The organism is Microbulbifer maximicatervae (SeqCode) (assembly GCF_052467225.1).
Window position 1 is genome coordinate 170,149 of record NZ_CP174303.1, and the last position, 23,466, is coordinate 193,614.

The following is a 23,466-nucleotide window of genomic DNA, read 5'->3' on the forward strand; positions in this document are numbered from 1 at the left end:
CAGTGCCCGGCTGGAGACAGCTGCCGCCGGCAGGCGCCGGCGGCGAGAAGAAATGCCCAGCCTTAGCGGGTCTCTTTAAACAGCTCGCGACCAATCAGCATACGACGCACTTCAGAAGTGCCCGCGCCGATTTCGTAGAGCTTGGCATCGCGCAGCAGACGACCAGTGGCGTACTCGTTGATGTAGCCATTGCCGCCCAGTGTCTGGATAGCCTGCAGGGCCATCTGTGTTGCGCGCTCCGCAGTAAACAGGATTACAGCGGCGGCGTCCTTGCGCGAGTCCTCACCGCGATCACAAGCCCGGGCCACAGCGTACAGGTAAGAGCGGCTGGCATTCAGGTCAGCGTACATATCGGCGATCTTGCCCTGCATCAGCTGGAATTCACCGATGGCCTTGCCGAACTGCTTGCGCTCGTGAATATAGGGAACCACCACATCCAGGCAGGCCTGCATAATTCCGACAGGGCCTCCAGAGAGAATCGTGCGCTCGTAGTCGAGACCGCTCATCAATACGCGTACACCGCCGTTCAGTTCACCGAGGATATTTTCTTCCGGCACTTCACAGTCTTCGAACACCAGCTCACAGGTGTTGGAACCGCGCATGCCCAGCTTGTCGAGCTTTTGCGCCTGGGAGAAGCCGGCGAAACCGCGCTCAACGATAAATGCAGTGATACCACCGGAGCTGATGCCCGGCTCAGTGCGAGCGTAGATCACATAGGTATCGGCATCGGGACCGTTGGTGATCCACATTTTATTGCCGTTCAAAATAAAGCGATCACCGCGCTTCTCGGCGCGCAGTTGCAGACTTACCACGTCGGAACCGGAGTTGGGTTCACTCATGGCCAAGGCGCCTACATGTTCACCGGAACACAGCTTGGGCAGGTATTTGAACTTCTGCTCGCGGGTACCATTTTTACGGATCTGGTTTACGCACAGGTTGGAGTGGGCACCGTAGGACAAGCCCACAGAAGCAGAGGCGCGGGAAATCTCTTCCATGGCCACAGCGTGTGCCAGGTAACCCATATTGGAACCGCCGAACTCCTCTTCCACGGTCATGCCCAGCAGACCCAGCTCGCCAAACTTTTTCCACATATCCGCTGGAAACAGGTTCTCTTCATCGATCTGCGCCGCGCGCGGGGCCAGCTCCGCCTGGCAGAACTTGTAAACCATGTCACGGAGCATATCGATGTCTTCACCGAGACCGAAATTCAGGGTTGGGTAGGAGGTGTTCATAACGGCTCCACTGATATTTAAAAATGTCTTTAATTCAAATAACCGCCTTGGCGGTTGTTCAATACCACATGAGGCAACTGCGCCACTCTTGGCACAGTGCCGAAATCTGTTTAGGAAACGCTGCTGTCATCGCTTTGCGCCAGGGACTCACGGGCCCTGGATTCAGCTTCATCCAACTCTTCCATCAGGCTTTCGATATCCCGCAGTTGCTGTTGTAACTGCAGTCGCTTTTGCGCGATGCGCTCCAATAGACGGTGCAACTGCTCTACATTGCCGTGGGCCGGGTCGTACATATCGATAATTTCGCGGCTCTCATCCAGGGAGAATCCCAGCCGCTTTCCGCGCAGAATCAGCTTTAGGCGCACACGCTCTTCGGGACTATAGACGCGGGTCTGGCCGCGACGCTCCGGATTGAGCAGGCCCTTGTCCTCATAGAAGCGGATGGCGCGAGTAGTGATATCGAACTCCCGCGCCAACTCGGAAATGCTGTAACTATGGGGCTCAATTTGGCTTGCTTCTGCTTTCATAACGACTTCCTCAAGATGCCATCAAGCCTAGCAAGAGTTTACGTTAACGTAAACGTAAAGCACGCGCCAAAAAAGAACCCTAAGGCACTTCCAGTCACTTAGCCCACGGGGGTCCTGTGGGGAGTAGCCTCAGCGCCGAGCAGCTGTTGTAGCTGATTGTTGAGAAGTTTTTGATAGGAAGGGGTTAGGCCAGTCACCTCCAATGCCCAACCGGCACCGTGGTGCTCAATTCGCCCCACCAGGGAACTGTCCTCAAGAAGCTCCGGGTGCAAAAACAAGCCGCGGGACTGGTTGAGTAGCTGATCGGCACAGAAATCCGGACTCTGTGGCTGGGATGGGACTACCGCCAGAGCCAGCTTCAAACCGGTCGCACGGCTAACGCTCTGCATCTCCCGCAGCAATAAACCACAGCAGACTGCGCGGAAGGCCGCATCAGTTCCAGTGAAATCCAGGCCGATCTGTGGCCCGGCGCAACTCAGGGGGGTGGCGCCGTATATGCGCTGCAACAAACGCATACGTCCATCTAGCTCCCGCTGCAAACCCTCCAGGGCACTGCGACTTAACTGGTTGCCCAACTGCGCCCAGTTGAGGGGGCGAAGATAAAGCCCAATGCTGGGCTCGGTAACTTCAGCTACAGCTTGAGCAGACTCAGTAACTTGTGCGGGCAATTTGCGCTCCCGGGACAAGCTACCGGTAAGCAGGGCCGCAGCTGCACTAAATGGCAGGGCAAAAACGAGGGTCAGCAACAAGCTGGCCCAAGGGAAGGTAACGGAATTACCAGGCTCAAACGCTACGGTAATATTGCCGGCAATACTATCGTGCAGGACCACTGGCTCGGTGATCGTCTCCCCCTCTTTCAGGTCCCCCACTTCGGCCAGGGAATTCGATTCCACATCCTCAATTAAAATGCCGGAAACCATTGGAAGCTCCAGCAGTTGGCGAGCGATGAGCTGTAAGCTGATACGATCCCCCGCAACAATACTCTCCAGGCTCTGCCCCGCGAGAATAGTCGCTGCCGCCTTCGCGGTAACTCTGTCTCGCTCTATCTGGCCGGTGCGCTGCTGACCATAAAAATGCCCCAGTGCCGCCGCACAGAATATTGCCAGTGTTAGCCAGATAACCAGTGCCAATAAACGCTGACGGGCGCGTTTGGACAACTGTGCTAATTGAGCCGGTATTTTGCGAAGAATAGATACAATGGAAACTGACATAAACGGCGGCAGACATCTTGCGTATTGTTTTTTTACTATTGCCCCAGCTGTTTTGGAGCAGCGAGCATTTTAACGGTAGGCACCAAAATTGTGCATACCCAATTAATTCCTGAGCGATTGGTAAAGCAAACGACGAAATAGTTCAATTCAACTCGCACAATTCGAAAAGGAATTTTACTCTCCATTCGAACTGAGCCCATTAAAAACCCTGCTGACCGGCAGTCAATGAAATTAAAGCCCGGCAATTTTAGCGAAGAATCTCATAAGAGCTATAATGCGCCGGACATTTAATTCAATCGGGACAGAGCTTATGGGTGATCAAATAAATTCACAGGAATTCCACCTCTCCCTGAAACAGATTTCCCAGGCGTCAGGAAGTGGCACCCTGCGCTACCTGAGCTATCGAGATCAAGTCGCCAAGCTCGGCCTGGAGTATTCCGGTGAAGCCCCTTTTCCCGGTGAGGCTACGGACTTTACCCCGCCCCCCGAAGAACCGAGTGCACTTGAAGCCATTTGGTGTATCACCCTGCTGAGCCCCTCTGTCTCCCTGGCTCAACTCCAATACCTTCTGCGATTTTTTGATGAACAACAGTGGAGCCTATTCGCCGCTGATACTTTGGCACAAAGATGCGATCGCACCGTAATCCGCTTCCAAATTGATGGCGACCTCGATTTTGACAGCGCGCGCCTAGCCTGCCTTGGAGTGGCCGATGAGTTGGAAGTAGACCTAACCATCCAGGCTTCTGTTACCCAGAGGGTGCCAAAGCTGGCCGGCTTTGATATGGATTCAACCCTGATTGATGCTGAAGTCATTGACGAGCTTGCAAAAATTACTGGTATCGGTGATCAGGTTGCCGCTATTACCCAGGCCACAATGGCCGGGGATATGGATTTCTGCGAGAGCTTTAAACGACGCATGGCTCTGCTAAAAGGGTTTTCCGAGCAGCGTTTGGCTGAAATTGCCCGGGAACTGCCGTTAAAAGAAGGGGCCTATGAATTACTGGCAGCATTGCGCGCGCTGGGCTGTAAAACGGCACTGCTTTCTGGCGGCTTTACTTACTTTGCGAAATTCCTGCAGCGAGAGCGCCTGCCCCTGGATTATATCCATGCCAATGAACTGACATTTTCCGAAGGGGCCCTCACCGGCGAAGTGGTGGAGCCCATTATTGATGGCGATCGCAAACGCAAGTTACTGCAGGAAATTGCCGGAAGCTTAGATTTGGCACTGGAAAGTGTGGTCGCTATGGGTGACGGCGCCAACGATATTCCCATGTTGAATTTAGGGGAACTGGGTATCGCCATTCACCCCAAGCCCAAGGTGAGGCTACAGGCCCCCCAGGCCATCAATCTGTTTGGCCTGGACGCCGCCCTCTACTTATTTGGTCTCAATGACCAACAAATTGCCAAGCTCGGGGTATAACCCGGCTTAGCTCTTAAAGCATCGCGTGAGGAAAAGGGAAACTCGGCCGCTTATTGTGATCCGTGCAAGCACTGGGCCCGGGTTTCTGCCCACAACTGGCAAGAAAAAGCCCCAGGACGACTATTAGTAAAGCCCGTTTATACATAGGTGCCTCCCTTCCTGAGTAAAATCTCTGGGCAGCAGAGTACGCAAAGGCAATCCATTTGAACAGCCGTTTAATGATTTTTATGCCAGAAATCTGGCGTATTAATCACGCTATCGTACCAGTTCACTTAGCTATAAAAACAAACTGAAAGAATGCCCATAAAAAATATTTTGTGGAGCAAACTTTAGCATTAGCCAAAGTGGAAGGGAAAAAGAAAAGGGAGAGTTGCCGCAACTCTCATATTGATCTATGGGAATTGCGACAACTGGGAAAAGAGAGCGATTAACTCTCTTTTTTACCGTAAATAACCAGGCTATTTACTTTTACCGTCAGCGGGTGATAACCCACCTTGGCGCGCTCAAAAATGCGTGCAGCCACGTCTTTTTTACCAGTCTCAACCATATTGCGATATAGCGGGCGCAGGAACTTATTGCGGCCGATACTGGTGAGGAAATTCTCAAGGCGCTCGAAGGCCGGCTCGTAGTCGTTGCGCACTGCAATCATCAGCCAGCTGAAAGCCACTTCGTTATTGCGGGATTCGGTCAGGCCAAAGGCGCCGTCCAGTTCCTTCAACTGCGCTTCCGTCAGTTTCTCCGGCATACCATCGAGGAAGTACTTCCACTGGTGGAAAGTCCAACCTTTGGTATCGACATCCTTCGCCGCCAGCTTGCCGTCCAACCACTGTTGACGCACTGGATCCAATTTAGTGAAGGCATCGGACTGCGGATGCGGCGCACCTTCGGGAATACCCGGATCGAAGATCCACTGAAGGATACGATCGCGGTCCAGCTTGTCAGCGTGCTCAACCAGCAGGGTTTTGTCGAGGTACTTAACGAAGTCTTCGGTGGTGATGCTCTGGAAGGAGAAGTGGTTGAAGTACTCCATCAGGAAGCGGTCAAACGCTTCACGACCTACTTTCTGCTCCAGCTCATACAGGAACAGGGAGCCTTTCTCGTAGGGAATATTGGAGAAGACTTCATCGGGGTCACGTCCGCGCAGGTCGATCGCCATAATCTCATCGCGAGGCTCTTTATCAGCCAGATCCGCTTGCAGGTCGTCATAGCCCAGGGCCATTTCCATCTGGTAGCGCTCATCACCGTAGACGAACTGCATAATGCGGTTAGTCAGGTAGGTGGTGAAACCTTCATTCAGCCAAAGGTCTCGCCAGCTGGCATTAGTCACCAGGTTGCCGGACCAGGAGTGGGCCAGTTCGTGGGCAATCAGGGCCACCAGGCTCTTATCACCGGCGATCACCGTCGGAGTGATAAAGCTAAGGCGCGGATTTTCCATGCCACCGAACGGGAAGCTGGGAGGCAAAATCAGCAGGTCGTAACGATCCCAGTGGTAGGGGCCATAAGCCTTTTCGGTCACTTCCAGCATGGATTCGGTATCGGCAAACTCAGCCGCTGCAGATTCCAGCATGGAAGGCTCAGCGTAGACACCGGTGCGCTCACCCATAGGCTTGAACTGCAGATCGCCAACCGCCAGGGCAATCAGGTAGGAGGGAATGCGCTGGGGCATTTCAAACTCGTAGACGCCATCTTTGGCTGACTGCGGATCATTGTTCGCACTCATGACTGCGCGCAGTTCTTTCGGTGTGCGTACAGTGGCGTTGTAAGTGATGCGAACTTTCGGGGAGTCCTGCAGCGGAATAAAGCTGCGCGCATGGATCGCCTGAGCCTGGGTAAACAGGAACGGATGCTTTTTACCAGCAGTCTGCTGAGGCTCCAGCCACTGAACGCCGGAGGCGCCCGGCGCTGTACGGTAGCGGATAGTAATGCTGTCGGCATCTTCCGGCAGCTCAATATTCAGCGGAGTGCCCAGGTGACTGTCTTTCTCGCCCATGGAGAATTTTACTGGCGCGCCATTGGCGGATACAGAAACCACTTCCAGCTCGCGGGTATCCAGCACCATCGGCAGGTTCTTGTCGTTGAGACGCTTGAAGTCCAACTTGGCTTCACCTTCAAGAACCTTGCGGGAGAAGTCGACAGTCAGGTCCAGATCCAGGTGTTGAACCTGGTAATCATTGCTGTTGGCAAAAGAGTGGTAATCCACTCCGGACTGGGGCGCTTTTTCAACACCCGGCTTCTTCTCGATCACAGCGGACGCCTTCATCGGCGCGCTCGCACTGTCTAATTCGGCCTTGGAAGGCTCCGACTTGGAACAGCCACCGGCAACGGCAAGGCCGCCAACGATCAGACTGGTACACAGTAAACGGGGCAACATGGGTCTACTCCCTGAGTTCAGCTTTTCAATTTGCGCCACAGGATACCTGACAGAGCGCAGATGAGAAACGACAGGGGACTCTGCACCCGACGTAAGCGGGCACACTGATCACCCGCTTTAGCCACAGCTACCGACAGTCATGCCGCGTTTTGCCAATAAACCAGATTAATGTCTCAGTTTCGTCGCCTTAGGACGAATTTCGTGACTAATAGCAGCAAGGGAAGAAAAATACTGACCGGGAATTAATACATCGTTCACTTTCCAGATTCAGACTGCGGTTCTTTTATAACAAGCACTAAAAGGAGAACCCCATGTCCCTGTCCCGGAGGCGGTTTCTACAATTTTCTGGCGCAAGCTTGGCGGCCATGCCCCTGCTGAAAGCCTACGGTTCCGGCCAAGAGCCCTTCCAGCACGGCGTAGCCAGCGGTGACCCCCTGGCAGATCGCGTAATTCTCTGGACCCGTATTACTCCGTCCGCCGATCCGGAATTCCAGTCCATGGTGCCCTACACCTGGCAGGTCGCCCTGGACCCGGAAATGGCCATGGTGGTCAATAGCGGCAGCGGTATTACCGGGCCCGATGTGGACTACACCATCAAAGTGGATGCCAGCGGTCTGCAACCCGGCACCAGTTACTACTACCGCTTCTACTCCAACGGTATCGACTCGCCCATAGGCCGCACCCGCACCCTGCCCATCGGCCATGTGGATAAGCTGCGCTTTGCGGTTACCAGTTGCTCCAACTATCCCATGGGTTATTTCAATGTTTACCGGGAAATTGCCCTGCGTGCAGACCTGGATGTGGTACTGCACCTGGGGGATTACATTTACGAGTACGGACCCGGTGGCTACGGTACCGGCACGGGCCTGGGGCGAGAGCCAATCCCCGCCAAGGAAATGGTGGATATCCAGGATTACCGCCTGCGCTACGCCCAATACCGCTCCGACCCGGATTTACAGGAAGTACACCGCCAACACCCATTTATCTGTGTCTGGGACGACCATGAAACCACTAACAATGCATGGGCTGGCGGTGCTGAGAACCACAATGTCCAAGATGGCGAGGGCGACTGGTTTGTACGCCGCTCGGTAGCCAACCAGGCCTACTTCGAGTGGATGCCCATCCGCGATAACGGCATCTTTGATCTATTTGGTGACAGGGCCATCTACCGCAGCTTCCGCTTCGGCAATCTGATGGACCTGATGATGCTGGATACCCGCATCGCCGCGCGCTCCGAGCAGGCCAACTGGTTCGATCAGCAGACCGCCGACGACCCGGAGCGCAGCATCCTTGGTACCCAGCAGGAACAATGGCTGCACAACAGCCTGACCCAGTCCCAGTCGGATGGCGTGCGCTGGCGGGTATTGGGGCAACAGGTAATGATGGCGCAACTCACCCTGGCCAGGGATTTGTCTGTGAATATGGACCAGTGGGATGGTTACACCGCATCCCGCGAGCGCCTGTTCGACCACATTGCCGACAATAATATCGACAATTTTGTCGTCCTCACTGGAGATATCCATAGCTCCTGGGCCTGGGACCTGGCCAGCAATCCTTTCAGCATCTTGAAATACGGGCGCCTGACCGGACGCGGTGCCCTCGGCGGTGAGTTTGTCACTCCCGGAGTAACCTCCAGCTTCCTGGACAAATCCCACCTGACGGATGTTGCAGCGATTGCTATGGACGGGTTGATACCACACCTCAAGTGGGTGGAGATAACCCGGCGCGGTTACCTGCTGATGGATGTTTCCCACTCCCGCGCCAAGGCCCACTGGTATCACGTGGATACAGTCACCAGTCAGAATTACAACGCCAGCCTGGCAAGGATCTATAAGCAGGAAGCGGGGCAAAACCATATTCAGCGCGCCTGGAGTGAAAGCACAACTGATGAGTTGGTACCGGCACCGGCACCGCAGTACGGCGCCCTGGCGCGCAATACCATCGCCGCCCTACGCAGCCGCTACAACGTCTAATTTGCAGGCAATAAAAAACCGCACCCCTGTTAAGGCGGTGCGGTTTTTTAAAAAGCTTACAGAAAGAGATTATTCGAGACTGAAATCGAAGTTCATATCCTCCGCCGGTGCCTGCACATAGTACCCCTGAATATAATCAGTACCGGTCTGCCACAAAGTCGGCAGCATACTGGCCTGCTCAATATGGGGCACTATCACCTTGGTATCCGCCTCACCCAAGCGCTGTACCAATCCTGCCAGGGAGTCACTGCTCTCGCCTTCATCCTGGACCTCGCGCACGAAGGAGGGATCGATCTTGGCGATATCCACTTTCACATGCTCAAGAGCCTTGAACGGATTGAGTCCGGTGCCGAAATGACAGACCGAAACGCGACAACCCAATTGCTGGACCTGAGTGGTAAAGTCCCGGGCCGCGTGCAGGTTGCTGTTGATATCCTCCTGACGCAACTGGAAGATCACCGTTCCCGGCGCCACCTTGGCAGCTTTGAAGGCAACCCCCAGCCAGCCGGGTAAGCTGCTGTCCACCAGTGAAGCAGTGGTGATATGCAGCATCAAAGAAATATTCTTGCCCTCAGCCCTGGCGGCTGCGGCGGCCTTGATCGCGGTAATAATTACCCAGCGATCCATTTTCGCCGACAGGCCCGCATCGCCGAGTTCCTGCAGGAAGGCCAGCGGCGCCAGCTCTTCCTTGTCATCGAGCATACGCACCAATACTTCGTACAGTTGCTCGCCAGTTCCCTGCAAACTGAGAATTGGCTGGTAGAGCAACTTCAGGCTGCCGGCCTCCAGGGCCTGAACCACCCGTGCACGATGATAGGTATCGGCGTCGGCACCACCTTCAGTATCCGGCTCGTAGAGCGCAAAATTCCCACCTTTCTTTTCTTCACCCAGAGCCTGCTTGTGAGCAGATAGCGCTTGGTCCAGCACTTGTTGCGCACCGCTGGAGGCCTCACTCATCAGGGAAATACCGATAGAGGCAGTAATTTGCAGGGTTTTGCCATCTGCATCGAAGATGGTGTCGGAAATCTTCTTCAATATATCCTGCGCGCGTTGCTCGATGCTGTCCGGAGTTGTATTCGGGCTGAGCAGGCAAAAGGCATCTTCACTGTACCGGGCCAGGGTATCGCCACTGCGTTGACAGGACTTGAGTAATTCCGCCATGCCTTTTTGCAGGGCGTCGGCACCTGCCACTCCAACAACTTTCAACACTTCATCTTCAAAGCGATCCACTTCTATCAGCATCAGACCGCCAGTATTGTGGGAGTCCGCTGCAGATTTGATGCTGGAATCCAGTACCTGCAGGAAGTGCTGACGATTGAAAAGCCCGGTCAGCGGATCGCGGTTCTTGATATCGCTGAGCTGCGCTTCCAATTGCTCCGTATCACCCCGGCGCGAGGCAATACGCACCTGCAAACAACGCTCATCGTCGTAGGTGGTACTGAGTACTTCTGCGCGAGTGGGCAGGGATTCGCCAGAGGCGGTCTTAGCGGTAAATTTCCACTCTTTCGCCTCCAGCTCATTGTTATCGATAGCGCAGCTTTTGAGGAATTCACGCCCCTCTTCCTGCTCATTTTCAGCCAGCATATCAATCAATGGCTGGTATTCAATGTCCTCGCCAGAGTCGTAACCAAAGCGCTCTGCAAGGGAGTCATTGGCGTAGACGATCAAACCATCAGATATATAAGCGATGGCATCTTTGGAGCTATCGAGTAGCTCCTTGGCACGGTTAAGGGTCGCGTGATAGCGGCGGTCGTGTAGGCGAGCCTGACGGCGATTGGCGAGCGCCCCCAGCTCCCGCTGTATCACAAAGAGAAGGTGTTGGTCTTCATCCACCACTACGACATCGCGGGCTCCGAGCTTCAAACCTTCCACCACGGGTTGGGCACCGGTGCGCTCGGTCAGCATAATTACCGGGACATCTTTTTGCAGCTTGCTGATGGTACGTAACGCCACTGAGGGGGGCACCTGAGTACTGCTTTCAGCCGCAATCACTAAATCCCAGGTTTTATCCTGGAGTAGGCGGTTAAACACAGCCTCGCTGGCCACATGCTGTGCTCGGTTGGGACGGCCTGCGTTGTGCAGCATACTCACAAGGCGCTGGGCTTCCGACGGGGTATCGTGAATCAGGAGAAGTCGTATTGTGTCGTTGCTACTCATTATTTGCTCTATTTTTTTAATGGCGGCACACAGCTACCGCTGGCGGTAATTTTAGGGGGCGTCAAGGATGGCATACAAGGGTAGATCAAACTGGTACCTGTGATCTAAATCACACAACGCTCCCCTATAAAAGCTTCCGCCTTTCCCATTTGCGAAACCACAGTCGCTAACCAAACTTTCCCAACCTAAGAAGCCCCTGAATACAGCGCTATAAAGCGAAATAGCAGCTGCTGAATAGGTCGACCGGCCAACTATATCTGGCACGGGCGTTACGGGGTTAGCCTAGATCAATTTGGCGGTATTTATTCGCCTAACCCATATCTCTTTATAAGAATCCCTGTCGAATATACAAAGATAACCCTTACAGCTATCAGCTGAGGTTTAGCTATGTTCAGCAACTATCGGGGATTTTGATGGGACGCCGGGGATTTCACGCACCAGTTTTGGTACCAGATAACCGGGTAACTGCTGGCGGAGATGTTCGATTAGCTCCAGCGCTTTCGCATCAGAGACTTCAAAATGTGCGGCACCATTTACTCGATCCAGCTGATGCAAATAGTACGGAAGTACTCCTGCTGCAAAGAGGGCTTCGCTCAACGCACCCAGCGCCTCGCGACTATCATTGACGCCTTTTAATAGCACCGCTTGGTTGAGCAGGGTGACCCCTGCGCTTCGCAACTTTTGCAGAGACTCCCGCACCTCACTATCAATTTCATTGGCGTGGTTGCAGTGCAACACCAGCACGGGCTTCAAGCGGGAACCGGTAAACCAATCCAACATTTTCTGGTTTACCCGGCTGGGGGTAACTATCGGGAGGCGGCTGTGAATTCGCAGCTTATCCACATGGGGAATCTCGGCCAGCTCATCGGTGAGCCAGGCCAGTTGACGGTCACTCATTACCAAAGGATCACCGCCGCTCAGAATCACTTCGCGCAGCTCAGTGCGCGCGCGAATGTAGTCTAGAGCTGCCAGGCTCTGTCTGCGAGTTAGGTGGTTGTCACCGTAGGGGAATTCACGTCGGAAACAGTAACGACAATTGACCGCGCACTGGCCCGCAGTGATCAGCAGTAGGCGCCCGTGGTATTTGTGAACAACTCCAGGTAGAGGGTTAGCTTCTGCCTCTTCAAGGGGGTCTGAACTAAATCCCGGCACTCTCTCCAACTCATCCGCACCGGGTAAAACCTGTAACAACAATGGGTCTTCGGGATCGCCGCAACGCATGCGCCGGACAAAGGGGCGCGGCACGCGCAGGGAAAAGCCAGAAGCTGCTTGCAAGGCCTTCGGGAGGTTACGCGGGTCTAGCTGTAGTAATTGAATCAACTCTGCCGGATCAGTGACCAGATCAGACAATTCATCCTGCCAGCAGCGGGATTCCTGTGTGTCGATAAGCTCTATACCGGGGGCCGATGATGACGCCATCATGGAGATACACTACAAAATAAGAGATTGTATCAGATCCCCCACAGCAATCTCCCGCCACCACTGACAGTGATGCCCCACAAAGGGTTCAGTGACCAGGTAGACATGGTAATTCGCACAAACCCATTAGAGAAATGGCATCTGTTTCAGACCCTATCTAGTGAGTTAGTTGAACCCTCAAATCGATTCCCTAGGGTAATTACATAAACTGAATTTATTTTTGCAGAAACCCTATCAACATAATCAAAAAATCTTCACCAATCTTCTGTGGAAAAATATCGGATAGTTGGACTGTATCTTTAAGCAGCCAGAGCCTTAAGGAGCCTCTAAATAACTCCGTAATGCCTCTGCGGGTCTTGAAGGCTTTAGATGTTAGGCGCAGCTCGCCGCGAATGGCCGTAGCCCTTTGCAAGAGCTGCAACGCAGCAGCTGTGGCCTTCAAGGCTCGCCCTTCGGGGCTTGCAGAGCGATTCACACTCCGCGTTGCGACTTCTTGAAAGGTCTAGACATTCCTGCGAAGCCGCGCCTTGATTGTGAACCGCTCTGCATGCCAGAGGTATCATGGAGTTATTTAGAGGCTCCTTAACTCTTCTTTACCTGAATTTAGGAATAGACTCATTATCGGCGAAGCAAGTATTCACTCTACCTACCAATAAAAACCCTTACCCCACAAAACACTCCACTGCAACAAAGAAAATCTACACAGTCGACATTTCCACAGTGAATTCAGGGAGCAAAAAACATTTTCCTTAAGAAATTCGGCAAGGATAAAGCAAAGCAAAAATTCTTTATTAATAAAATTTTTATCACTAGAAAAAACATCCCCCAAAAACCATCAACAAATATCAAAAAATTCATAATTCCCTTATTCACAATAGGGATAATTCAGTGTTAATTTAAACGCCGGCAAAGAAAAACCATTTTGCCGACCCCGCCAAAGGCGGACACTATCAAGAAATAAATAAAACACCTAAAAGGTGTTCAAACAGTAAGTTTAGAATTACAAAAAGGAATTACCTAATGGAAATGCAGCTTGAATTGCTTGAAGCCAATAAAGACCTACTGATTGAGCAAACTCGCGCACATCCTTTCTTGAAGCGTTGCCGTGAAGGCTCCATTACGCTGGACGAATTAAAAATATTTTTGGTTCAACAAGGGATCTACAGTGGATTTTTTGTTAGATATCTCTGTGCAATGATGGCAAACCTCCCGAGTAACCACGAAGTCCTGGAGCTTGCCGAAAATCTAATGGAAGAGCTGGGCCTGGAACCAGACAGCCCCAAACCCCACGCAGAAATCTATCACGAAACCCTCGAGCATTTTGGTTTGACCCTGGAAAACGCAGAAGTTTTACCAGGCACTCAGCACCTGATCGATACCATGTTCAAAAACTGTCGGGACCTCAGGGCCAGCGCAGGATTGGGAGCCCTATGCCTGGGAGCCGAAGCCCTGGTACCCGATTTATATACAGATATTGTTGCCGGATTTCGCTCTTGCGGCGTAACCGATGCAGAAATGCAATTTTTCCTGCTGCATATTGAATGTGATGACGGCCATGCAGAAACCATTCGCGATATTATGGTAGATATCGGCTCCAAGGATCCCAGCCAACTGGACATAATGCTTGAAGCCGGGCGCCACCTTGTAGAGGCCCGCTTACAATTCTTCGATTCTATTGAAACCGCCTACCACTCCACTAAACATAAAAAAGCTGAAGCTGTTACAGCTTAATGAGCAAGCACTTATCAACCCACTCACAGGTGTTGTTGGAGAAAGCACGGGCATAGGGAAATGCCACCAACATAAATTCGACAGAGATCGAATCATTTTGAGTTAGGCTTTTAAAAATTATTCTGCGATAAGAAAATAAAAAAGGAAAATTTATTAAATATCGCAGAATTAATATGACTTGCTGTGAGAATTGGAGATAACAATGGCTGAAACACTATCACTGGCAAAAAACGAACTGGTTGAACGGGCCAGTGAAGCAATGAAACAGCACCTCAGCACGCCCGAGTGGTCTCTGAGGGAAAAGCTTGCACTGACTTGCCGAATTTTATTTAACGATGGCCACGATTCCGGTCTGGCTGGGCAAATTACCGCCCGCGCGGAAAAGCCCGGCACTTATTACACCCAACGCCTGGGTCTCGGCTTCGATGAAATTACCTCATCCAATCTATTGGAGGTCAACGAAGACCTCGAAGTACTGTCCGGTGAAGGGATGGCCAATCCGGCCAACCGCTTTCACTCCTGGATCTACCGGGCGCGCCCCGATGTGAACTGCATCGTGCATACCCACCCCATGCACGTATGTGCGCTTTCCATGCTGGAGCGCCCGCTAAAGATTTCCCATATGGACGCCTGCATGTTGTATGAGGATATTGCCTTCCTCAAAGACTGGCCGGGTGTACCCGTGGGTAACAGCGAGGGCGAGCTGATTTCCGCCGCTATTGGGGACAAGCGCGCAATCCTACTGGGACACCACGGCCTGATTATGGCCTGTCGCTCTGTAGAGGAAGCCTGTGTAATGGCGGTTCAGTGCGAGCGCGCTGCCAAACTGCAAATATTGGCTGAATCAGCCGGCACCATCCAGGATATTGATCCCGAACTGGGCCGCGAAGCCCACGACTGGATCCTCCAGGAAAAACGCACGCAAGCGACTTTTGCTTACTTTGTGCGCCGCATGCAGAGAAAAGGTTATGGCGGCGGGGACGACCCATTAAGTTAAGTGCTTTTGTGCAATGGGCTAAAGCCCATTGCACTGCCGGCTGTCCCAATAATTACAGCTTGGCGATAACAACCGGAACACCTCCCCTCCATTTCTCTCTGGTATTCGTTCAAGCTCCCACCCTCCTGTATAATCCCGCTCCATCATGCAGGGCTGGCGGTGAAGTCTCTTTTCCCCAGCCAGACGAGTTACCTGCGGCTACCATTTGTGGCGGAAGCGGAGGGCGTTAGCCCAGCCTTGGCCGGAATCGGCTAGAAACAAAAAACTCGTTAAAAATCATATAGATAAATGACTTAAAGGGCTCTATTTGCTATGGCTAGTTACTCCACTAACGAATTCAAGGGCGGCCTCAAGGTGATGCTGGACGGCGACCCCTGCTCAATCGTGGAAAACGAATTCGTCAAACCTGGTAAGGGCCAGGCGTTCAACCGCGTGAAGCTTCGCAACCTGAAAACCGGTCGTGTATGGGAACGCACCTTCCGCTCCGGTGAAAGCCTGGAAGCGGCGGACGTGATGGATCGCGAAATGGAATACTTGTACAACGATGGCGAGTTTTACCATTTCATGGAGCCCGAGACTTTTGAGCAGCACCAAGCCAGCAGCGATGCTGTGGGCGATGCTTCAAAATGGCTCAAAGAGCAGGATATCTGCACTGTAACCCTGTACAACGGCTCTCCGCTGGCAGTTACTCCGCCCAACCACGTTATCCTGGAAATTACCGATACCGATCCGGGCCTGCGCGGAGACACCGCCCAGGGCGGCACCAAGCCGGCCACTTTGGCTACCGGCGCCGTTGTGAAGGTTCCTCTGTTCCTGGAAATCGGTGAAACCATCAAGGTAGACACCCGCACCGCCGAATACCTGGGCCGTGCCAAGGAAGACTAAGTACCTCCTCCCCTCGAGCGGCCTACGGCCGCTCACCTCCAGAGCTACCCCTCATGAGCACAGATACCTGGCGCCCCACCGCCACTATTGCAGCCCTGCGCCAACGCGCTGCGCTACTCGCTGAAATACGCACATTTTTTGCTGAGCGAAATGTTGTAGAAGCCGAAGTTCCGGTGCTATCCCAGCGCGCCACCAGCGACCCCCATATCGAGTCCATCACCACCGAATGCCGGGGCGAAAGCGCCTACCTGGCCACCAGCCCGGAATTTGGTTTAAAGCGTTTACTCGCCGCAGGATTGGGAGATTGCTACTACTTGGGCAAGGCTTTTCGCCAGGGCGAATCCGGCGGTCGACACAACCCCGAGTTCACCATGTTGGAGTGGTACCGCTGCGGTTGGGACGATCACCAACTGATGGAGGAGGTCGCCAAGCTGCTCTGCGGTATTTTGGCGACGGACCAGGTTCAGTCCCTCAGTTACCGGGAATTGTTTTTAAGGGAGCTGCAACTGGACCCCCACAGTGCCAGCGAAGCCGAGCTGATTTCCTGCGTTAAGCGGGAAATGGAATTGTCTTTTGTACCCCGTGAACGCAGTGAGTGCCTGGACCTGCTGATGAGTCACCACCTGGAACCCACCATGAGTGAGGGCATCACCCTGCTCTACGACTTCCCCGCAGAGCAAGCGGCACTGGCAAAAGTGGTGACGGACGAACAGGGGACCCCCGTAGCCAGGCGCTTCGAAGCCTATGTGGGTGGATTGGAACTGGCCAATGGCTATTGGGAGCTGACAGACAGCGCAGAACAGCAGCGCCGCTTTGAAAAAGATCTGGAATACCGTCGTACTAACCAGCGCCCTGTACACCCCTTTGAAGAGCGTCTGGTTGCGGCCCTGGATCAAGGCATGCCCGAGTGCGCCGGGGTCGCGCTGGGAGTCGACCGATTGCTGATGTTAAAAGACGGTTACCGATCGATAGAGGAAGTTATCGCCTTCCCTTTCAGTCGGGCTTAGGGGCCGCCGGCGCCGGAGTGTATTGATAGCGGGCAACCTCGCCAACTGCAAAAAAGCCACTATCGAGCAGTAGCTGCTGACGATCCGCCGGCACTAAAGCTACAAGATTTTTATGGTGGCTACCCTGGGCAGCGGTTAGCAGATGCTTGAACAGGGCCCGACCAATCCCGCGACCCCGGTAATCCGGAAGTGTCACCAGGTCATAGAGCCCCAGTGCATCCGCTGCCGCAAACAGGCAACCGGCGGCCACCGGCACACCATCCAGCTTAGCGAGAAATAATTTCAGTCGCCCGCGTCGCTGCTCGGGGATTTCCTGCAGGCCCTGATAGAAGTGCGCCAACTGTGCCCCTTCCAGCTCCCCTGCCGCCGCTGCCTGCACCGCGCCGTAATCAGGCAAGACCTCCTTTTTCACCGCACTAATAGTCAGCTGTTCCACTACCGGAACCTCGGCAGCGCTGAGTCGGGGTATCTCGGCGGCCATAGCTACCAGGGACTGGCGCCGCTTTAGCCCAATCTCATCCAAAGCGTCATTGTCCAGGGGTTTGGTGGCACTGTGCCAAAGGGTAAAGGGGCTGTGCCGCTCGGCAAAATAATCCAGCGCAAAACGCTGAATAATGCGCGGCGGCATTACCATATTGGAAATCACCTGATTGAGCCCAATGGAAGGCAGGCCGCTATCACTGCGGACAATACCTGTAATTTCCTTGGTGCAATCTGGAGTTACCAGGCTCGCGCGGTAATCCGCATAAGCCTCCAAATTTCGGCAGGTAAGATTTTTAGCGCTGAGACTATATTTCATGGGTCAAAGGATAGTGCCAAGAACAGTGCCGTTGCATCATTTCCCCAGTGATCCCAGCCCCGCAGCCGGTGTTCGCTACGGGGCGACAAGCCTTACTTCTGTACTTGCGACAGGGCACACTGATCCATGGATAATGCCGGTTCAGCACAGGTGGCTGCCCCGACAACTTTTGCCGGCACTCCGGCCACTAACACCTTTGCCGGTACCGTTTTAAGAACCACACTTCCGGAAGCAATTTGGGCGCACTCGCCAATTTCAATATTGCCCAGCACCTTGCTGCCCGCACCGATTAAAACCCCGTGGCGGATTTTCGGGTGGCGGTCCCCGCTCTCTTTGCCAGTGCCGCCCAGTGTAACGGACTGCATGATGGAAACATTGTTTTCCACTACAGCCGTTTCACCTATAACGATACCGGTCGCGTGATCCAGCAATATACCGTCACCCATACGCGCAGCCGGGTGAATATCCACACTGAATACGACAGAGACACGGTGCTGTAAGAACATAGCCAGGGAGCGGCGCTGCTGCTGCCACAGCCAGTGGGCCACACGGTGAACCTGCAAGGCGTGAAAGCCCTTAAAGTACAGGAAGGGCTCGTGCAGGGAGTGGCAGGCGGAATCCCGCAGGTAAATTGCGTTCAAATCCGCTCGCGCCGCATGCCCTATGGAAGGGTCAGCTTGTAGCGCCTCATCGATAACCTCGCGAATTAACAGCGCCGGTGCCACCGCATTGTCCAGCTTGTTGGCCAGGTGAAAGCTGAGCGCCGCCTCCAGGGAATTGTGGTTCAGGATGGTCGCGTGTAGAAAGCTGGCCAGGATCGGCTCCCGCTCTACCTGCTGCGCCACCTCTATACGAATCTTCTCCCAGATCAGATCCGCCTCAGCCTCGGTGCATGTCGCATTCATTATTGCTTTCTCCATGTTACACAGCCCCCAGGGTCAACGGGGGCTCCAGCAGCGCCGACTGCTGCTCGCGCAATGCCAGTATATGCTCTGCCCAGTAACGGGCAGTATTAAACCAGGGAAACGCCTGGGGAAAAGCCGGGTCCTGCCAGCGTCGTGCCAACCAGGCAGCGTGGTGCATCTGCCGCAGGCAGCGCAGAGGCTCCACCAACTGCAACTGCTGGGGATCAAAACTATAGAAGGTTTCATAGCCTTCCAACACTGCATCCAGGTAAGCGGTTTGCTCTGCGCGATTGCCGGAAATCAACATCCAGATATCCTGGATCGCCGGCCCCATCAGGCAGTCGTCCAAGTCCACAAACCAGGGAGTCTCATCCCGCCACAGGAAGTTGCCACTGTGACAATCACCGTGCAAGCGCAGCATACCCCAGTCCCGCTCAAACAGCGGGGCTATCTGTTCGATAATGTGGCCCGTGACGGAAGCGTAAGCCTCGCGGTTCTCACGTGGCAGGAAATCTCCATTCAGGATAAATTCCCGGCTATCGATTGCGAATCGCTGCAAAGTGAGGGATGGGCGATAGCTGAAAGGTTTGGCGCTGCCGGCCGCATGAATACGACCCAACATGGTCCCCACCTGTTCCAGGTGATCAAAGTTATCCAGCTCCAACTGGCGACCGCCCCGTCGGGGGAAAAGCGCAAAACGGAATCCAGCGGACTCCATCAGGGTGCGCCCATCAAACTGTATCGGTGCCACCACAGGAATTTCGGCCTCTGCCAGCTCCAGGGTGAACTGGTGCTCCTCCATTATCTGCTCATCACTCCAGCGCCCCGGGCGATAGAACTTGGCAATCAACGGCTCGGCATCCTCAATACCCACCTGATAGACGCGGTTTTCATAACTGTTTAGAGGGAAAATACGCGCATCGGAAATCAGCCCGGTAGTCTCGACACAGTCGATCACCACGTCCGGCGTGAGGGCTTCATAGGGATGATGATTCGACGTCATAGCGGGTACCAACTGGATTGCAGCTGGCTATGCTAACGCGGTCGCGGGGGCCGGGACAAACTGAGAAATGTGCCGCAAGCTAAAGCGGCCAACTCAAGAGGATTTCACGCAGGACAGGAGCGGTGACACCATCCAATGCCAACCGCACAAAAAACTGTCTTAGTCGCCATCTGCCCGCTGTTGCTGCAATAGCTGAACCATTTGGTCACGACCAAAAACTTCGGCAAAATCCTCTGCGGAGTGGCCGGCCGTATTCACCTGCTGCGAATCGCAATCCTGCTTTAGCAGGGTTCGTGCAAGGGCAAACTCACCGCGAAAAATCGCTGCCATCAGGGCAGTATTGCCACGGCGATCCTGGGCACAGGCATCTGCACCTCTCTGCAACAGATAGTCCACAGCCTCCCCGTTGCCGTTGTAAGTGGCAATCATCAGTGCCGTATAACCTTTCGGGCTGCGTACATCCAGGGGGAAACCCGCTTGCGAAAATTCACGCAGCACCTCGGTATCACCAATCCTGGCTGCGGCAAAATAATACTGGGAGAGTTCGATAAAATCAGATTCCGTTTTTTCCGGCTCCCCTGCCTGAACCCCCAGGGTGAGAAAGAGTAGTGCGAATAAAAATGATCTCATAATTTCACCTGTATAAATTTAGCGGGCGACCTCTGTCGCCCGCACTTGGGTAAAAATTACCGGGCCAGTTTTTTCACGCGATCCAGATCTCCACCAACTGCTTTGGTTAAGCGCTGTCCGTAGTCCTTGTCCGCTTGATAGAAGTGGCTCAGCATAATGTGCTTAGTGTTTTCATCACTCACTTTACCCAGATCACCAGCGAGGTTTTCAATCAGGTTCTGACGCTCTTCAGGACTCAGGCTGCGGTAGAAAGCACCCGCCTGGGCAAATGGCAGTTTCTTTTCAATGGCCTTTTGCTGGGTGCTGCCATTCAATGCCTTGTTGCTATAAAGACCTTTGGGGTCCTCGTTGCGCGCATCGATGCGGCTCGGCTGATAGTTCACATCTGAAGTCTGCTGGCCGTAGTTACCCGCTCCATCCTGGTTCCAGTTACTTACTGCAACGAGGGGCCGGTTGATAGGCAATTGCTGGTGATTGGCCCCCAGGCGATACATTTGCGTATCGGAATATGAGAACACGCGGCCCTGTAACAAGCGGTCTTCCGAAGGCTCAATACCCGGAACAATATTGGCCGGCGCAAACGCGGATTGCTCAGTTTCCTGGAAGAAATTAGTGGGCACACGGTTGAGTGTCATGGTGCCGACTTTGGTTTCCTTCACGTCCAACCACATTTTGGTGGCGTCCAGGGGGTTGTAATTAAAGCTGTTAAGCTGGGAGGGCTTCAGAACTTTAATAAACAGATCCCACTGGGGGTGCTCGCCTTTTTCAATCGCGGCATACATATCGCGAGTTGCGTGGCTGAAGTCCTTGCTCTGAATTTCTGCTGCCTCTTCCGCAGTCAGGTTCTTGATACCCTGACGGGTTTTCCAGTGGAATTTCACATAGTTCACTTCACCCTTGTCATTGATAAATTTATAGGCGTGAACACCCCAGCCATCCATCTGGCGCAAGTTAGCCGGTGTTCCGTAATCGGAATAGACCCAGCTCAGCATATGGGTGGATTCCGGCACATGGCTAAAGAAATCAAAGAAACGGTTGGGGTCCTGTTGATTAGTCACCGGGGAAGGCTTCAGGGAGTGAACCATATCCGGGAATTTAATCGCGTCGCGGATAAAAAATACCGGCAGGTTGTTACCCACCAAATCCCAGTTACCCTCTTCCGTATAAAACTTGGTGGCAAACCCACGGGGATCACGCAGAGTTTCCGGGGAACCTTTTGAGTGGATTACTGTTGAAAAACGCACAAACACTGGCGTTTTACTACCGCGCTCAAACACCGCTGCGCGGGTTAAATCACTGAGGTCAGCCGTCGCAACAAATTCACCGTGAACACCAGTTCCACGAGCATGAACTACACGCTCGGGAATACGTTCACGAGCAAAACGCTGCAATTTTTGAATCAGTTGAACATCTTGCAGCAAATTACCGCCATTTTCTCCAGCAGTTTGTGCGTTCTGGTTGTCTCCGACAGGTGCGCCATTATCGCGAGTCAATGTCTCTGCATTGGCACCGCCTATCAGACTGATAGTTAATGCAAATAAGGGTAAGTATTTCATGGGATTATTTATCTCTACTGCCATCTCTATTACAGGAGTAGAGCTTATAGGGGAGAACAATAAGCGGGAAATTAGACCTTGTTATCGCTCTTATAGCAGGGATCAATAACGGTGAGTCAGAAAGAGCAATTCAGATTTTTTAGCAAGTCAAAATAAAGTAAATGCTCAATCAGATTTTTTTCGCCTGGGCATAAGGTACCAAAGCACAGCGGCAATCAAAAAAAGTGCGGGAATATCTCCCATCAAATTGATTCGCTCTGTTTTATCCACCAATGCCTGCACCAACATAATGACGGCGTGTACAAGGCTGGACCATATAGTGAACCAAATTAAACTGACATTTGCGGCGGGATTTTTTGCAGCGCGTATTAAAAACACCCCCAAGGTGACATAAATACCGATAATCATTTGCTCGTATTCTGGCTGCCGCGGAGTCCAGCCCCACCCTTCCGGCCAAATCCACATCATCATCGGGTAAATCGCCAGAATAAAAAGCACTCCTACAACGACCAGCGCTATTGGCAGGTATTTTGCTCGGGTTACCTCGTTCATAAATGACTCCCAAATCTCAATCGACTTATTCCTGTAAGTCCCCTGGTAAATGACACACCACTTCCAGGTTATGTCCATCGGGATCAAGTACGTAGGCGGCGTAATAATCCGGGTGATATTGTTCGTAGACAGCCGGTGCGCCATTGTCTTTACCCCCGGCCTCCAGGGCCAAGCGATAGAACTCCCTGACCACCTGCCGCTCTTCAGCGCGAAAGGCGATATGCAATTGTGGAGTGGTGCTGGTCCCTCCACGAATCCAGAGTTCCGCTTTATCTGCCCAGCCAAAGCCCGCCCAATCCTCAAACTCCATCACTAACTGGTATCCAAGCGGCATCAGCGCCTGCTGATAGAAGTCCTTACTGCGTTCATAGCTGTGCACATAAAGGCGAATATGATCAAGCATCGTATAAACCTCGGGAGGGAAGCGGATACTTCTGCAAGATAGCCTAGAGAGGCCGGCAGCGCTGACTTTTAAACGTACGAGACAAAGAGGAGGTTGTGGCAGGTGGTTCACTTCATGCAATCATACCCGCCACTGCAAGGTTGGGATTAGGGGGAGATATACCAGTGATAAATACCGTAAGAAGCGACGCCCAGACCAAAGAACAGCTGCCCCACCAACAAAACCCTGAAAGCGAAAGTGTAACGGGCCAAGTCACCTCGGCGAATGGCATCGTTGGAAAAAATTCTCGCTTCCTCCGGGAATCCCATTTCCAGGGTTTTCAGTGCCGGAACTGCAAGCTTGAGAAGCTGGCGGCTGCGAATGTCCATCAGCCAAAATACGGTTACCAGTATGACCACAAACCCTCCCAGCAACGCCAGGATTAGAGGGTGGAAGTCTTTCTCCATGGCAGTGAAAATTCCGCCCTCAACAAACATGGTTAACACAACAAAAAAATTAAAAACCTTGAGGCGCTGATCGGCGGCGAAGCGGTAGTGATCGCAGAGGTACTGTCCCTGTTCCAAACGGAATCTCCTTAGCTGTAAATACCCTTAAAACAATATCCGGAGTTAGAGGGTTACTAACTGTGCAAAGCAGCAGGCATTTACTTGTCTATTTAGCTGAAAATGGCGCAAAAACCGGGGAGGAA

General features: G+C 53.2%; 20 protein-coding genes. 6 read left to right on the top strand and 14 right to left on the bottom strand.

The window, feature by feature from the left end; genetic code table 11:
* Positions 1 to 62: 62 nt before the first annotated feature.
* The 3 genes from ACJJIZ_RS00770 to ACJJIZ_RS00780 all read right to left on the bottom strand — a co-directional run bounded on the left by ACJJIZ_RS00770 (position 63) and on the right by ACJJIZ_RS00780 (position 2,970).
* Positions 63 to 1,232 carry an isovaleryl-CoA dehydrogenase gene (locus ACJJIZ_RS00770; RefSeq protein WP_444914919.1) on the bottom strand — a complete coding sequence of 390 codons (1,170 nt, stop codon included), beginning with the start codon at positions 1,230 to 1,232 and terminating at the stop codon, positions 63 to 65.
* Positions 1,233 to 1,342: 110 nt separating this feature from the next.
* Positions 1,343 to 1,759, bottom strand: a complete 417-nt coding sequence (locus tag ACJJIZ_RS00775; protein ID WP_444914920.1) for a MerR family transcriptional regulator — start codon at positions 1,757 to 1,759, stop codon at positions 1,343 to 1,345.
* Between the two features lie 98 nt (positions 1,760 to 1,857).
* Positions 1,858 to 2,970, bottom strand: coding sequence for a hypothetical protein (locus ACJJIZ_RS00780; protein WP_444914921.1), 1,113 nt, complete (start codon positions 2,968 to 2,970; stop codon positions 1,858 to 1,860).
* Positions 2,971 to 3,280: 310 nt separating this feature from the next.
* Between ACJJIZ_RS00780 and serB the strand changes: the two genes are divergently transcribed.
* The gene (gene serB, locus ACJJIZ_RS00785) at positions 3,281 to 4,390 is read left to right on the top strand and encodes a phosphoserine phosphatase SerB (protein ID WP_444914922.1); all 1,110 of its coding nucleotides are present in this window, start codon (positions 3,281 to 3,283) and stop codon (positions 4,388 to 4,390) included.
* Positions 4,391 to 4,817: 427 nt separating this feature from the next.
* On the opposite strand, the gene ACJJIZ_RS00790 is transcribed toward serB, so the two are convergent.
* Positions 4,818 to 6,761, bottom strand: coding sequence for a M1 family metallopeptidase (locus ACJJIZ_RS00790; protein WP_444914923.1), 1,944 nt, complete (start codon positions 6,759 to 6,761; stop codon positions 4,818 to 4,820).
* 311 nt (positions 6,762 to 7,072) lie between these two features.
* Here ACJJIZ_RS00790 and ACJJIZ_RS00795 point away from each other — a divergent pair, with 311 nt between their 5' ends.
* Positions 7,073 to 8,734: an alkaline phosphatase D family protein gene (locus ACJJIZ_RS00795; RefSeq protein ID WP_444914924.1), complete on the top strand. Its 1,662-nt coding sequence runs from the start codon at positions 7,073 to 7,075 to the stop codon at positions 8,732 to 8,734.
* Positions 8,735 to 8,803: 69 nt separating this feature from the next.
* Here the strand turns inward: ACJJIZ_RS00795 and ACJJIZ_RS00800 are convergent, their stop codons facing one another.
* Together ACJJIZ_RS00800 and epmB are read right to left on the bottom strand one after the other, a co-directional pair.
* Positions 8,804 to 10,891 carry a GGDEF/EAL domain-containing response regulator gene (locus ACJJIZ_RS00800; protein WP_282934550.1) on the bottom strand — a complete coding sequence of 696 codons (2,088 nt, stop codon included), beginning with the start codon at positions 10,889 to 10,891 and terminating at the stop codon, positions 8,804 to 8,806.
* A 381-nt stretch (positions 10,892 to 11,272) separates the two neighbouring features.
* Positions 11,273 to 12,313 carry an EF-P beta-lysylation protein EpmB gene (gene epmB, locus ACJJIZ_RS00805; RefSeq protein WP_444914925.1) on the bottom strand — a complete coding sequence of 347 codons (1,041 nt, stop codon included), beginning with the start codon at positions 12,311 to 12,313 and terminating at the stop codon, positions 11,273 to 11,275.
* A gap of 1,017 nt (positions 12,314 to 13,330) precedes the next feature.
* Between epmB and ACJJIZ_RS00810 the strand changes: the two genes are divergently transcribed.
* The 4 genes from ACJJIZ_RS00810 (at position 13,331) to epmA (ending at position 16,930) form a co-directional block, all read left to right on the top strand.
* Positions 13,331 to 14,041, top strand: coding sequence for an iron-containing redox enzyme family protein (locus ACJJIZ_RS00810; protein ID WP_444914926.1), 711 nt, complete (start codon positions 13,331 to 13,333; stop codon positions 14,039 to 14,041).
* Positions 14,042 to 14,243: 202 nt separating this feature from the next.
* On the top strand, positions 14,244 to 15,038 hold the full coding sequence (locus tag ACJJIZ_RS00815; protein ID WP_444911975.1) for an aldolase: 795 nt from the start codon (positions 14,244 to 14,246) through the stop codon (positions 15,036 to 15,038).
* A gap of 312 nt (positions 15,039 to 15,350) precedes the next feature.
* Positions 15,351 to 15,923, top strand: a complete 573-nt coding sequence (efp, locus tag ACJJIZ_RS00820; protein ID WP_108731510.1) for an elongation factor P — start codon at positions 15,351 to 15,353, stop codon at positions 15,921 to 15,923.
* Positions 15,924 to 15,976: 53 nt separating this feature from the next.
* A complete protein-coding gene (gene epmA, locus ACJJIZ_RS00825; protein WP_444914927.1) occupies positions 15,977 to 16,930 on the top strand; it encodes an EF-P lysine aminoacylase EpmA in 954 nt (317 codons plus the stop codon).
* On the opposite strand, the gene ACJJIZ_RS00830 is transcribed toward epmA, so the two are convergent.
* From ACJJIZ_RS00830 to ACJJIZ_RS00865, 8 genes are all read right to left on the bottom strand, one after another.
* Positions 16,917 to 17,729 (bottom strand): GNAT family N-acetyltransferase, encoded by an 813-nt coding sequence (locus ACJJIZ_RS00830; RefSeq protein WP_444914928.1) that lies wholly within the window; start codon positions 17,727 to 17,729, stop codon positions 16,917 to 16,919. The genes epmA and ACJJIZ_RS00830 overlap by 14 nt on opposite strands.
* 92 nt (positions 17,730 to 17,821) lie before the next feature.
* Complete coding sequence (gene cysE, locus ACJJIZ_RS00835; RefSeq protein WP_444914929.1) at positions 17,822 to 18,634, bottom strand: serine O-acetyltransferase; 813 nt, start codon at positions 18,632 to 18,634, stop codon at positions 17,822 to 17,824.
* Between the two features lie 16 nt (positions 18,635 to 18,650).
* On the bottom strand, positions 18,651 to 19,637 hold the full coding sequence (locus tag ACJJIZ_RS00840; protein ID WP_444914930.1) for an SrkA family protein kinase: 987 nt from the start codon (positions 19,635 to 19,637) through the stop codon (positions 18,651 to 18,653).
* Positions 19,638 to 19,796: 159 nt separating this feature from the next.
* Entirely contained in the window at positions 19,797 to 20,267 is a 471-nt protein-coding gene (locus ACJJIZ_RS00845; protein WP_444914931.1) for an ankyrin repeat domain-containing protein, read from the bottom strand.
* A 56-nt stretch (positions 20,268 to 20,323) separates the two neighbouring features.
* Positions 20,324 to 21,823 carry a catalase gene (locus ACJJIZ_RS00850; protein WP_444914932.1) on the bottom strand — a complete coding sequence of 500 codons (1,500 nt, stop codon included), beginning with the start codon at positions 21,821 to 21,823 and terminating at the stop codon, positions 20,324 to 20,326.
* Positions 21,824 to 21,988: 165 nt separating this feature from the next.
* Complete coding sequence (locus ACJJIZ_RS00855; protein ID WP_444914933.1) at positions 21,989 to 22,375, bottom strand: DUF6632 domain-containing protein; 387 nt, start codon at positions 22,373 to 22,375, stop codon at positions 21,989 to 21,991.
* A 25-nt stretch (positions 22,376 to 22,400) separates the two neighbouring features.
* Positions 22,401 to 22,778, bottom strand: a complete 378-nt coding sequence (locus ACJJIZ_RS00860) for a VOC family protein (RefSeq protein WP_444892625.1) — start codon at positions 22,776 to 22,778, stop codon at positions 22,401 to 22,403.
* A gap of 146 nt (positions 22,779 to 22,924) precedes the next feature.
* Positions 22,925 to 23,341, bottom strand: a complete 417-nt coding sequence (locus ACJJIZ_RS00865; protein ID WP_444906581.1) for a hypothetical protein — start codon at positions 23,339 to 23,341, stop codon at positions 22,925 to 22,927.
* Positions 23,342 to 23,466: the final 125 nt, after the last annotated feature.